This window comes from uncultured Dysgonomonas sp., assembly GCF_900079725.1.
Lineage (GTDB): Bacteria > Bacteroidota > Bacteroidia > Bacteroidales > Dysgonomonadaceae > Dysgonomonas.
On record NZ_LT599032.1, the window covers coordinates 1,433,491 to 1,445,482 of the forward strand.

At 37.6% G+C, this 11,992-nt stretch carries 13 protein-coding genes; 1 reads left to right on the forward strand and 12 read right to left on the reverse strand.

Going from position 1 to position 11,992, the window contains the following annotated elements:
- Positions 1 to 19: 19 nt before the first annotated feature.
- Positions 20 to 955 (reverse strand): glucosaminidase domain-containing protein, encoded by a 936-nt coding sequence (locus tag QZL88_RS06255; RefSeq protein WP_296939235.1) that lies wholly within the window; start codon positions 953 to 955, stop codon positions 20 to 22.
- A 126-nt stretch (positions 956 to 1,081) separates the two neighbouring features.
- On the opposite strand from QZL88_RS06255, the gene cdd reads away from it, so the two are divergent.
- The gene (gene cdd, locus QZL88_RS06260) at positions 1,082 to 1,564 is read left to right on the forward strand and encodes a cytidine deaminase (RefSeq protein WP_296939237.1); all 483 of its coding nucleotides are present in this window, start codon (positions 1,082 to 1,084) and stop codon (positions 1,562 to 1,564) included.
- Positions 1,565 to 1,651: 87 nt separating this feature from the next.
- Here the strand turns inward: cdd and QZL88_RS06265 are convergent, their stop codons facing one another.
- The 11 genes from QZL88_RS06265 to QZL88_RS06315 all read right to left on the reverse strand — a co-directional run bounded on the left by QZL88_RS06265 (position 1,652) and on the right by QZL88_RS06315 (position 11,683).
- Positions 1,652 to 2,350 carry a YgjP-like metallopeptidase domain-containing protein gene (locus tag QZL88_RS06265; protein ID WP_296939238.1) on the reverse strand — a complete coding sequence of 233 codons (699 nt, stop codon included), beginning with the start codon at positions 2,348 to 2,350 and terminating at the stop codon, positions 1,652 to 1,654.
- A 61-nt stretch (positions 2,351 to 2,411) separates the two neighbouring features.
- Complete coding sequence (locus tag QZL88_RS06270; protein ID WP_296939239.1) at positions 2,412 to 3,170, reverse strand: uroporphyrinogen-III synthase; 759 nt, start codon at positions 3,168 to 3,170, stop codon at positions 2,412 to 2,414.
- Positions 3,161 to 4,045 carry a DUF4271 domain-containing protein gene (locus tag QZL88_RS06275; protein WP_296939241.1) on the reverse strand — a complete coding sequence of 295 codons (885 nt, stop codon included), beginning with the start codon at positions 4,043 to 4,045 and terminating at the stop codon, positions 3,161 to 3,163. Before QZL88_RS06275 ends, QZL88_RS06270 begins: the two co-directional genes overlap by 10 nt.
- A gap of 76 nt (positions 4,046 to 4,121) precedes the next feature.
- On the reverse strand, positions 4,122 to 5,390 hold the full coding sequence (gene metK, locus QZL88_RS06280) for a methionine adenosyltransferase (RefSeq protein ID WP_296939244.1): 1,269 nt from the start codon (positions 5,388 to 5,390) through the stop codon (positions 4,122 to 4,124).
- A 216-nt stretch (positions 5,391 to 5,606) separates the two neighbouring features.
- The gene (locus QZL88_RS06285; RefSeq protein ID WP_296939247.1) at positions 5,607 to 7,256 is read right to left on the reverse strand and encodes a tetratricopeptide repeat protein; all 1,650 of its coding nucleotides are present in this window, start codon (positions 7,254 to 7,256) and stop codon (positions 5,607 to 5,609) included.
- A 67-nt stretch (positions 7,257 to 7,323) separates the two neighbouring features.
- Entirely contained in the window at positions 7,324 to 8,301 is a 978-nt protein-coding gene (locus QZL88_RS06290; RefSeq protein WP_296939249.1) for a substrate-binding domain-containing protein, read from the reverse strand.
- 23 nt (positions 8,302 to 8,324) lie between these two features.
- Entirely contained in the window at positions 8,325 to 8,522 is a 198-nt protein-coding gene (locus QZL88_RS06295) for a hypothetical protein (RefSeq protein ID WP_006798638.1), read from the reverse strand.
- A 108-nt stretch (positions 8,523 to 8,630) separates the two neighbouring features.
- A complete protein-coding gene (locus tag QZL88_RS06300; protein ID WP_296939252.1) occupies positions 8,631 to 9,464 on the reverse strand; it encodes an energy transducer TonB in 834 nt (277 codons plus the stop codon).
- Between the two features lie 24 nt (positions 9,465 to 9,488).
- Positions 9,489 to 10,148, reverse strand: coding sequence for a biopolymer transporter ExbD (locus tag QZL88_RS06305; protein ID WP_296939253.1), 660 nt, complete (start codon positions 10,146 to 10,148; stop codon positions 9,489 to 9,491).
- Positions 10,149 to 10,182: 34 nt separating this feature from the next.
- A complete protein-coding gene (locus tag QZL88_RS06310; RefSeq protein WP_296939254.1) occupies positions 10,183 to 10,794 on the reverse strand; it encodes a biopolymer transporter ExbD in 612 nt (203 codons plus the stop codon).
- Between the two features lie 67 nt (positions 10,795 to 10,861).
- Positions 10,862 to 11,683: a MotA/TolQ/ExbB proton channel family protein gene (locus QZL88_RS06315; RefSeq protein WP_006798642.1), complete on the reverse strand. Its 822-nt coding sequence runs from the start codon at positions 11,681 to 11,683 to the stop codon at positions 10,862 to 10,864.
- Positions 11,684 to 11,992 lie beyond the last annotated feature (309 nt).

Sequence of the window (11,992 nt, forward strand, 5' to 3'; positions counted from 1 at the left end):
AAGTTTTGTGTTTTAATTTTCATCTTAACTTTAAAACATCTCCTTCTTCAGGAACATATTCAAAGTCCTTTTTGTTCATTTTGTAAAGATTCTTGACTTTTATACCATATAATTGCGAGATACTATGCATCGATTCCCCAACCTGCACCACATGGTCGTAATAAGGTTTATCTGCTTTCGATTTCTTCTTCTCAAAGTAGACTAGATCCCCTTGCTTAAGCGGGAAGCCTTGCGGCACTTCGTTGTATTTATATAGATCTTTGGGTTTAAATCCAAATTCGGCAGCTATGGCTTCGTATGTATCTCCATCTTCTGCTCTCACATAGATCAGATTATGCGTTTTGTAAGGAGTATGCTTGTATTCTCTTATTACTATTTGCTCTTCCTTGTCTTTATCCTTGTCCTTTCCTCCGCCTTTTTTGTCATGTTGATAAAGTTCATAGTCTTCAATAATCTTTATCAGCTTGTTTGCATATGCTTTGTCTGTAGCATATCCGCATTGCTGCAAACCTTTAGCCCATCCCCGGTAATCAGTTATTTTTAGAGAAAAAAGGGATTTATAGCGTGGCTTCTCTGCCAAAAAACGGGAATGGTCTTCATAGGATTCTTCCGCTTTTTTATACTTCCTGAAACAGTCATTCGGGGTATCGTCTGCTTTGTATACCCGCCCGCCTTTCCAGTCATTATGGCATTTAATACCAAAGTGATTATTAGAACTCTGCGTCAAAGAGCTTTTGCCGGCACCCGACTCCAACAAACCCTGAGCGAGCGTAATACTTGCAGGAATTTTATATTTCTTCATATGATCTATCGCAATACCCTTGTAGGTATCGATATAATCGTCATAAATTTTATATCGCTTGGCCTGAGAAAAGGCAGATAGAGAAGGGAATAAGATAAGCAGAGATAATATAATAAATTGGGATAAAGTCTTCAGACAATAAGCTTTTTTCATATATCTATAATGTTTAATTAAGGTCTCGAACCTTTTTATTACATTTGTAAGTAAAACAACGATAGAAGGTTACATCCTGCAAACGAATCGTCAAATGTTTACTTCTACTAATTAACAACATTCACTATGGAAAGTTTAAGTTTAACTACAAAGATACTTGTTTATACCTTTGATGAAGGCACTGAAAATATAAAAAAGCTTATAAACGAAGCTAAATTAGCTACAAAAAATGCATATGCGCCCTATTCCGGCTTTCATGTCGGCGCAGCTGTGCTTCTATCGGGTGGTGAAATTATAACAGGGAATAATCAGGAAAACGCCGCATATCCATCCGGATTATGTGCTGAACGGGTAGCAATATTCGCCTCCAATTCTCAAAAACCGGATACTTCTATAGAAGCGATTGCCATCGCCGGATTTCACGATGGGGATTTTACGGATTTACCCTGCTGTCCTTGCGGAAGTTGCAGACAGGTCATGATAGAAGTGGAAAATAGGTTTGAAAAACCTGTAAGAGTAATTATGTACGGAAAAAGTAAAATTTATGAAGTAGAGTCGGCAAAAGACCTACTGCCTCTTAGCTTTGGAAAAGAATCGTTGTCTGAGTAGTTTATTATTTGATTAACAATGGCGAAGGTAACTAAAAATAGGTTATTGATATTTTCGTTCACTTGTTTACTCACAACTAAATTCTATTTACCAACCAGTATGGAAAGATTTCAGTTCTTTCGTCAGTTCTTTGGCTTTTCCATCGGAGACTTTATCCAACAATAGCCAGAAACCCTCTCCGTGATTCATTTCTTTGGTATGGCAAAGTTCATGGAGTATAACAAAATCAACGAGGTGTTCGGGCAATAACATACAATGATAAGACAGGTTTATCCCCTTCTTCGAAGAACAGCTGCCCCAACGGGTACGACTCTGATTGATTTTTACACTCGAAAAAGTAAAACCATGACGATGCGCCAATACTTCTACCTTCTGAGGAAAAAGACGTTTAGCCTCATAGCGTAATGCTTTCTCTATTAAACCCCTTATTGTGGTTTGCACAGCAGAGCTGTCATAATCCGTATCCGGCGGGCAAGATATAGATAAAATCCCGTCTTTCAGTTTCAGGTAATAGTTACTCGTCGAAGCACTTTCGAATATCTTCAGAGTAAAGCTAAATGTTTTGAATTCTGTCTCCGGAGTGAATAAAGATTCTGTCTTCTTCTTTTCCAAAAGTTTAAACAAACGGGGCTTCATTTCCTCTATTGTTTTTTCTATATAGGACATACTTACCCCCGGAGGGTATGTCAATTGCAGATAATCATCTTTGCGACGGACAATAATCCTCCGGGCCTGTGCATTCTTCACAAGCCTTATATCACCCAGGTCTTTATCTTTAATCACCATACTTTATACAAAAAAAGCTTAACTGTCCGGTTAAGCTTTTCTTTTCATATATCTTAATAACTTATTTTGCCTTATGATTCTCTTTTATGAAGCTTTCCAGAGCAGCAGTCATTGATGGCACACCCGGAAGCGGTGCTTCACAGTCGAGCCTCAAACCTGCATCGCGAACAGCCTTTGCTGTAGATGCTCCAAAACAGCCAATCGCTCTTTCGTCCTGTTTGAAGTGGGGAGCATTCTTAAACAGGGATACAATCCCTAAAGGGCTGAAAAATACCAGCATATCGTATGACAGGATTTCCTCTTCGGTAATATTGTTACTTACTGTCCTGTACATGATGGCTTTTGTATAGTTTATCTTCTTTTCATCAAGCACAGCGGTCAAATCTTCTGTATGTACATCAGACACAGGAACGATAAATTTCTCCTTATTATGCTTAGTCAAAGCAGTTGATAAACCATCCATTTTACCTGTAGTACTGAAAAATATTTTACGTTTTCTGTAAACAATATATTTTTGCAAATATAAAGCAACTGCTTCCGAAATGCAAAAATACTTCATTGTCTCAGGCATTGCAATTCTAAACTCTTCGCACAAAGCAAAGAAATGGTCAATTGCGGTTTTTGCAGTGAATACAACAGCCGTGTAATCCTGTATATTTATACGTTGTTGTCTAAATTCTTTAGCGTCTAATCCCTCTACTCTTATAAACGGTCGGAAGTCCAGTTGCATATGATATTTTTCGGCAATATCATAATATGGAGATTTCTCCGTTGTGGGCGCAGGCTGCGAGATCAAAACCTTTTTTACTTTTAAAGCCATAGTGTGTTAAATACGTCAATTCTATATAAATAAACCAAGCCTATCATTAAAAATATATATGGTAATATTTCAAAGGTGCAAAGGTACGCAATCAGATACAAAAAGTTAAATTTTTCCCTAATAAAAAAGATTATTATTTGGTAAAAAAGTATTAATTGAACTATTAGAAATAAAATAAACATGAAAACAATAATCTGCAAATGGTAGTAATTGGAATAGATAAGCAGTAGCGTAGGTATAAAATAAAGCATACCCAGAATTTCTATACCAATAATATACGTCCGCCTCCATACCCCCATCCGTTTCTGTTCATCGAAAATATATCCCAGCATAAGATACAGGACATCTTTTATTCCCAGAAACAAACCAATCAGCACTATATAAGATAAAATGGAAATGAATGGCCGCTGAACAGCTTCCGACCGCGCATCAAACTCAATAAAAATATTATATATACAGATAGAGATTAGAACTATTGTCTGAAAAATAAGAAAATAACTATACAAATATTCCCTTACAGTTGTCTGGCGATGTATTTTTTGGCCTTTCTCCGAAGAGAATAGCAGAGATACGTTTTCTTTGAGGAAAGCAATTCCTCCGTTGTATATATGCGCAAAGAATAGAAAGCACACTAGTAGCAATCCGAATACACCATCAGCCTGCTCGATATGAAATGGAATATGAATACCATCATGCCCGGCTTTCTCCTTTGTGGTACTTTTCTCTGTATACAGATTATAATTGGTATTTTCATCAGCCACATCAAATACTTCCCCCTGAACCGACCGGAGTCCGAAGTAGTCCTGACGGGTAGAATCGATTAAAGCGACACTATCCCTTGCAAGAGTGATATGAGGTATGGAATCTTTTACCAAAATAGTCCGTTATTACATATTACTACAAAGGCGCAGACTCTGTATGTACGGAATCTGCACCTTCTGATTATTCTTATTATAAACCAAATTCTTTTTTCACGATATCTACATAATCCAGTTTTTCCCAAGTAAACAGTTCTACTTCACGAGATACTCCTTCCGGATTGTAGCGCGACTTAAACAATTTAGTGACCACTTGCGGCTCACGTCCCATATGACCATAAGCAGCAGTTTCGGCATATATAGGATTACGCAATTTCAATCTCTGCTCGATAGCTTTAGGACGCATATCAAAGAGCTTTTCCACCGTCTTGGCTATCTCTCCATCTGTAAGATTCAAATTGCTCTTACCGTATGTATTTACGTAAATATTCATCGGTTTGGCTACACCTATGGCATATGATACCTGAACCAATATTTCGGAAGATACACCTGCTGCCACCAGATTCTTCGCAATATGGCGGGATGCATAAGCTGCCGAACGGTCTACTTTAGACGGGTCTTTTCCCGAAAAAGCTCCTCCACCGTGGGCACCTTTTCCTCCATATGTATCAACTATAATTTTACGACCGGTAAGGCCGGTATCCCCATGAGGTCCCCCGATAACAAAACGTCCGGTAGGATTTACGTGATAGATAATATTATCATTGAATAATTTCGAAATATCCTCTCTGAACTTATATTTTTCTTTTACACGAGGTATCAGAATATTGATAACATCGCTCTTTATTCGAGACTGCATGGCTGCGTCGTCCCCAAATTCATCGTGCTGTGTAGAGATTACAATGGTATCTATGCGTAACGGTGTTCCGTTATCATCATATTCTATCGTCACCTGAGATTTCGCATCAGGACGAAGGTAAGGCATTAATTGAAGTTCATTCTTACGGATTGCTGCCAGTTCCAATAAAAGAGCATGAGACAGATCTAGTGCCAAAGGCATATAATTATCCGTTTCAGAAGTTGCATAACCGAACATCATCCCCTGATCTCCGGCCCCCTGATCCATCGGATCGGATTTACCATCGACACCTCTGTTTATATCGTCTGATTGCTCATGTATGGCAGATAAAACCCCACAAGATTGTGCCTCAAACTGATATTCACTTTTCGTATAACCGATACGCTCAATCACCCTACGGGCAGTCTCGGGTATATCAATATATGCTTTTGATTTAACTTCTCCGGCTAATACGACCTGTCCGGTAGTAACCAGTGTTTCACAAGCTACTTTGGAATTTGCATCATATGCAAGAAACTCATCTAACAGAGAGTCTGAAATCTGGTCTGCAATTTTATCCGGATGTCCTTCCGAAACAGATTCAGATGTAAATAAATAACTCATTTGTATATAAGAATTTTACTGTTAAAAAAACAGGAAGGATATGTATAATGCAGTGCAGAAAATGGTTTAGCATTTTTTCATGTGGTTGCAATCAATACAAATCTATCCACTTAATTAGCTGCAAAGATACAGTTTTTTCTCTATTTAATCATTTTTTTTACAAAAAATAACCCGGACTTAATCAAGCCCGGGTTATCTCAAGTATATTCGTATGAATTATTTACCGCTTGCAAATTCGAATAAAGCTTTACCATTTGCATTTTCAGGATCTAATTCCAGAACCTTTTCTGCATATAATTTCACATTAGCTTTATCTTCTGCTTTTTTAGTTTTATCAAACTGTAAATAATAGAAGTAGCTTAGGTAGCTGTATGCTTCTATCAATATTCTGGTGTTCTCACCATCGTTTTTAGCAAGAATAACTTCAATAGTCTTCTCATAATGAGGTCTTGCTAAACCAAGTTCACTATCCGGGTCCAATTCAAAGTTTGTACGTGCTCTCTGATAAAAGCCAAGATAGCTATCAGGCATTCTTTCACTAACAGTAGCAAAGGCTCCGTCTGCTAATTTATAGAATTCTACAGATTTTGCTTTAGCTTGCTCTGCACTCACATTGATAGTATCAGCTTTTGCTGCTCTACCTGCATTAGTATAATATAAACCTAACTGATAGTAATCCTGAGCGTCGATCTTTTCGCCGCCAAGTTCTGTATATTTTTTGTAGAACTCTGCTGCTTCCGGATACATTTTCTCATTTGCACAAATAGTTGCAATCTCTTTGTATATGTCTACATTAGAAGGATCCAGTTCTATCAGTTTCTTATATTGCTCAATTGCTTTCGCTTTATCTCCGGTTTCACTCAAAGAGTTTGCATAAGCCAGATAATCTTGTTTCAGATATTTGATTGTATCATTCGCTTTCGGAAGGCTAAAGAATTTGTCTCCGGCTGACACTGCTGCAGCATAATCCTTCAGATCTGCGCTGGTATACATCGACAGACGATTTAATACAAAGTTATTTGGTTCTTTGCTTAAGCCTTCGCTAATTAGTGTTTTTGCTTCATTATACTGTTGAGTAAAATATTCCGCTGCTGCATAACGGGTAATATCTTCGATTGTATAATCACCACCTTTGAAATATTCCTTATAGGCGGCAATAGCATCCGGATAGAAACCATCACGATACGATACGTCAGCCAAAGCTTTGTAAGCAATACTATAGTTCGGATTTATTTCAATTACTTTCTTCAACATATCTGTAGCTGTTTTACGATTGATAAACTCGTAAACTCTGGCTCCTTTCATATAGGCAAGGACACAGTTAGCATCGAAGTTGATAGCCTGGTCGTATTGCATAGCAGCATCACCCGGTTTATTTTCCTTAGCTAACATATCACCTTCAAATATATATATATATGGAGATTTTTTATCCGCTTTGCGGGCATCCTGCAATTTCTCCAAAGCTTTTTCTTTCATGCCATTATCAAGATATGCCTGAGCAATAGCAAGAAGTACCGTCACATCTTTCTTATTTTTCTTCTGAATTTCCTTCAGTTGATCTTCTGCACCTTTCGGATCCGATTTTAATTGTAATTTAGCTAAACCAATAGCACCTAATGCAGACTCTGGATTACCTGCTATAGCTTGTTCGTAATAAGACTTAGCTTCAGCAGTTTTACCTTCCTGGAATGCAATTTCACCAAGATAGTAATTAGCTTCTGCCGGAGACTGTCTTAATACTTTTTGAAAATATTCTTTCGCTAACTTCAATTCTCCGAGACTCAAGTAATCCGCCCCTGGGCTATTTTGCGCTAAGGCCGAAATGCTGATCATAAGGCTCAGAAAAGAGCCTAAAAAATACTTCATTTTCATCTTTCTAAGTAATATTTTTGTGATTAATGATTTCTATTTTATATTAGTTGCCATATTATATCTACAGAGAAGGCCTTACACTCACTACTCTGGTTAAACCATATGCGGGGTAAAGACCAGCCTTATATACAATACGTTGTCCCCTTTCGCCAGCTGCAAAGTTAACAAAACCTGATGGTAATCCACCTCTCACATCGGAAATTATTATATACAGACTCCGGCTTAAAGGGTATTTTTCTAGTCCTATATAAGCCGCAAAAGGCTGATAACTATTTCTATCAGTAGCCTCTTCGGCCCTACTGACAGCCATCACATTGATTTTATTAATAAAACTTAAATTGGTTGTATCGGATGGATTACTAATCCAGTTCACTCCGATAATACCTAAAGCATTGGGTGTGGATGCAACATAATCTATCACCTGTTGGTTAGGTGTACGCTCCGACAAATCAATCGTTCTGGTACTATCTGAAGCTCTTGCTTTCAGATTATTCCCCAGTTTACCTCCACAGATAGAATCTCTGAGGAATCTGACTGTACTTGAATTGGGGCTATCGAATGTCACGGCGATTTCACCTAACGATGATTTGGGATTAAGCTCTTTCCATGTACGAACCTCCCCGGTCATTATTCGTTTTATATCTGCTACTGTTATTAATGTATCAGTATTCGCTTTATTCACAATCAAAGCAATTGCATCTGTACCATACTTCTGTGAACGAACAACCCGGTTTCTTTCCTTTATTATCAGTCCTTCATTCGGTGTCAGTTCGCGAGCTGCTATAATAACACGCACACTGTCTTTCATGAATAAGTCGAAAGCTTGATTTTCACCGGTATAAATAGGGATAATAGTAGCATCTCTGTTCAATGCTTCGAACACATCGACTTGTTCCTGGACGATAGGTGCGAAACATTCATCAGCAACTATTGCTGCCAAGCCACTGGTCGGTGTATCGGTACGTGTAACCTTAGGGCCACTGCACGAATACAGAACCAATGATAAGATGATGAATAAAATAAAGCTCAACCTTTTCATAAACCTTTTTTTAATTGTCAAATTTATTCTTTCCAAGCTCTGTAAGCTCTGAACAAACCATATACAATAAGTAAAACTCCTCCGATGGTACGAGGTACTCCAACCGGAATAATATTTTCTAATACTGCTGTAAACGACAATGCACAACCTATTCCAAAATAGAATAGAGACATAAAAAATCCATATATTTTTTTTACGGGAGTCTTGTTTTCTTCTTTCATATCTTCTATTATTATTGGAAAAGAAGAGAAGATGACTTTTAATTTCAAACTTCTCTTCTTTACTTAGTTTTATGTTTGTTATTTAAACAAATACTTAAAAAACATGCATTATTGTTTCAAGCGGAACACAATCGGAAGGGTAAAGTAAACCGGTACATTCAAACCGTTTTGCTTACCTGGAATCCATTTAGGCATCGCTTTCACAACCCTTACTGCTTCTTTATCACAAGATGGGTCGATACCACGAATTACCGTTACATCAGAGATTGTACCTGTTTTGGTAACAACGAAACGAATAGTAACACGGCCTTGTATTCCTGACTCCTGAGCTACAACCGGATATTTCAGATTATCATTGATAAATCTGTGCATCTCAGTTTCACCTCCGGGGAAGCTAGGCATCTGCTCTACTGTAACGAATGGTTTTTCTTCTACAGGTTTTTCTTCCACAATTTGCTTGTGCTCTCTCAACTCTGCGATATCTATACCATGTTTGTCGTCAGTACCTTTTACGTCAGCTACCGAAATCTGGATTTTAGTTTCCTGTATCTCGTCCTGACCTACCATCTTTTCTTCAGCTACTTCTTCGTCCTTAGCAATTGTTGGCGGAACGAATTTCACTGTTGTTTTCAACGGTGGTGGCGGTGGAGCTGTTTCTTGTTTAATAATGTTCTCTTCCGGAATTTCTTGTTCTACCGGAATATTAGACATCTCATATGCTTCATCCATTGGTCCGGCCTGGTTCTGCGTAAGCTTTTTGATTTCACTTACCAATCCTGGTAAAGCAGATACAAAACCCGCAAATACACAAACGACAAGGAATGCTACGATATGTCTCTTCGAAGATGATTGACGTAGTCTGTAGGCACCATACTGTTTATTTTTCCCTTCAAAAACTACATCACACCATTCTGCGGAATTTAATCTGATATCTTTTGACATAATTTACTCCTTTTTATAATGTGATTACTTTTTTGGTGGTGCTGCCTGTGCCCCATAAGCTCCCTTAGTCTTGAGATTTTCCAGAAGGAATTGATCTCCTTCAGTCATATCCACGATAGCATACTTGTCAATACTGCAAATCTGCATTTCATCCAGAGCATCTACAAGATTCGCGTAATTGGCGTCGGCTGTAGGTTTTATTACAACAACCTGTCCATCCTTATCGCCTTTTATTTCTTTAGATCTTGCTTGAAACTCTTCATCAGACATTTTCTTATTGGTCACAAATTTTTCATGTTTAAGTTCCTTCATTTTTGCCACAATGGTTTTGTTTCTGTCCAAAAGTAGCGAACGAAGTCCTTCCGGTGAAAAATCCGTTTCTTTCAAAGTTGTATAGTCTTCATAATTTGGTATACCTGTATAGTAATATACCTTATTATTTTCTCCTAATATAAGGGTGATTGCTTTTGATTCTTTCACCTTTACTTCTTCATCTTCGTTCAGTTTCTCATTGGTAGGCATCGCGATATCCATCACCTGCGGTTTACTCAATGTGGTACAGAACATAAAGAATGTGATCAAAAGCATGTTCATGTCTACCATGGGGGTAAAGTCTACCCTTAGGGTTTCTTTTTTTGGTTTTCCTTTTTTTACTTCTCCTCCACCGGTATCTATTGAAGCCATAATCTTTTCTTTTTAAAATTTTTAAATTTGATTATTACAAGCCTTCCGGCATTTTCTTGAGAGTTGTAACGAGGCTATACCTGTTTTCCTTCATCGCCACCAGAATTTTCATCACTTTATCCACTTCGGGATATGGTGTTGTCTGATCTGATTTAATTGCAATCTGGAGATTTTCTCCACCTATTTCACGTGCATGTTTCACCCAACGTGTCAACTGATTGTTAGTACTGTCGGTTGGAACACCCATTTTTTTGATTTCATCATCCTGCGCACTCAATGACTTGTCTAAGAAAGCAGACATTCTACTCATAGGCACACCAATGTGTGATTGTTCTACGAAAGATCTTACCTGTTTGTCATTAAACGTAATGCCATAGTCTTGCCCCATCAACTGTAATACCGATTTTTTGGTATTAGCATCGTCCAAATTCAAAAATACCCTTCCTTCTGTGTCTATCAATATAGTTAATACATTATATTCAGAGACTTTACGTTCGGATACTGATGCCGGTGTCAAAACCTGTACCGGCTCTTTTGGCAAGAATGTTGCTGTAAGCATGAAGAATGTGAGCAAGAGTACAGTAACATCACTCATCGCGGTCATGTCGATGAATGTGCTCTGTTTTTTTACCTTAATCTTTCCCATCTTCTTGTTTTTACTTATTAGAGTAGAATTTCACAGAAATTCCACAAATTATTCCGAAAAATTTTAATTATTTAGCTAAGCCACCGTGTAAATTAGTGTAAGTCTGGCCAATAGCAAAACCCACTTCGTCTACAGCGTTAGTCATATCTTCAACTTTTCCGGAGAAGTAAGAATAAGAAATGATAGCACAAGCACCAGTACCGATACCCATTGCAGTATTCATAAGTGCCTCAGAGATACCGAGTGCCAATACTGTAGAGTCCGGAGCTCCTTCTTGCGCCATCGCACCAAACGACTTGATCATACCAAGTACCGTTCCGAATAGTCCCATCAACGTACCTAATGTAGAGATAGTAGCGATAACTGACAAGTTTTGTTGTAAATATGGAAGTTCCAATGTTGTAGCTTCTTCAATTTCTTTCTGAATGATTGCAGCTTTTTCGTCATTGTGCAGGTCTGTCAATTTCTCAACATCTGCATATCTGATCAAACCAGCTTTAAGAATATTAGCAACCGAACCTTTTTGCTCGTCGCAAAGTTTAGATGCACCAGCGATATCACCAGCTTCTAATTTAGCTTTTGCGTTCATCACAAATTTAGCTGTACTTCCTTTACCGCTTGCTCTGTTCAATGCGAAAAATCTTTCAACAGAAAGAGTAAATACTGTAAGCAACAATGTGATTACGATTGGAATTACCCATCCACCTTGATAAAGTGTTCCCAGTATGTTTCCTCCTATCGGATGACCTTTTTCGTCGAAGTTACTGTCTGCACCTGCTACCAGATAGAAGAATAGGTGAGCTACGATAGCACATCCAATAACTACTACAAAAGCTGAAACACCTTTTGATCTAGGCTTTTTGTTCGATTGTTGTTTTTTAGTTTCCATAATGATAATAAATAATTTAAGTTTAGTGAATCAATTTTTTGTTTTATAATTGTTATACATTCAATATTTCAAACTCAAAAAAAGCCATTCAGGGCGTCAATTTAGGTTACAAATATACTATTCCGTTTTATCTTTCAATGTATTTTGTTCCAAAATTGCACTCCGACTAACGCTTTCAGTTAAATATAACGTAAAAAATAGGTTTTTATTTTTCGAAAAAAACAACTCTATAAAAATTATTACTAATAAATTCAAAGGTCTATATATCTGTATACGTGGAGTTTCTACATCTAGATGTGTCCACTAGGT

What these genes read in the sequence shown, in the direction of transcription:
- QZL88_RS06255 (WP_296939235.1), bottom strand. Translation starts at nt 955, where the DNA reads ATGAAAAAAGCTTATTGTCTGAAGACTTTATCCCAATTTATTATATTA.
- cdd (WP_296939237.1), top strand. Translation starts at nt 1,082, where the DNA reads ATGGAAAGTTTAAGTTTAACTACAAAGATACTTGTTTATACCTTTGAT.
- QZL88_RS06285 (WP_296939247.1), bottom strand. Translation starts at nt 7,256, where the DNA reads ATGAAGTATTTTTTAGGCTCTTTTCTGAGCCTTATGATCAGCATTTCG.
- QZL88_RS06305 (WP_296939253.1), bottom strand. Translation starts at nt 10,148, where the DNA reads ATGGCTTCAATAGATACCGGTGGAGGAGAAGTAAAAAAAGGAAAACCA.
- QZL88_RS06290 (WP_296939249.1), bottom strand. Translation starts at nt 8,301, where the DNA reads ATGAAAAGGTTGAGCTTTATTTTATTCATCATCTTATCATTGGTTCTG.
- QZL88_RS06300 (WP_296939252.1), bottom strand. Translation starts at nt 9,464, where the DNA reads ATGTCAAAAGATATCAGATTAAATTCCGCAGAATGGTGTGATGTAGTT.
- QZL88_RS06315 (WP_006798642.1), bottom strand. Translation starts at nt 11,683, where the DNA reads ATGGAAACTAAAAAACAACAATCGAACAAAAAGCCTAGATCAAAAGGT.
- QZL88_RS06295 (WP_006798638.1), bottom strand. Translation starts at nt 8,522, where the DNA reads ATGAAAGAAGAAAACAAGACTCCCGTAAAAAAAATATATGGATTTTTT.
- QZL88_RS06265 (WP_296939238.1), bottom strand. Translation starts at nt 2,350, where the DNA reads ATGGTGATTAAAGATAAAGACCTGGGTGATATAAGGCTTGTGAAGAAT.
- QZL88_RS06270 (WP_296939239.1), bottom strand. Translation starts at nt 3,170, where the DNA reads ATGGCTTTAAAAGTAAAAAAGGTTTTGATCTCGCAGCCTGCGCCCACA.
- metK (WP_296939244.1), bottom strand. Translation starts at nt 5,390, where the DNA reads ATGAGTTATTTATTTACATCTGAATCTGTTTCGGAAGGACATCCGGAT.
- QZL88_RS06310 (WP_296939254.1), bottom strand. Translation starts at nt 10,794, where the DNA reads ATGGGAAAGATTAAGGTAAAAAAACAGAGCACATTCATCGACATGACC.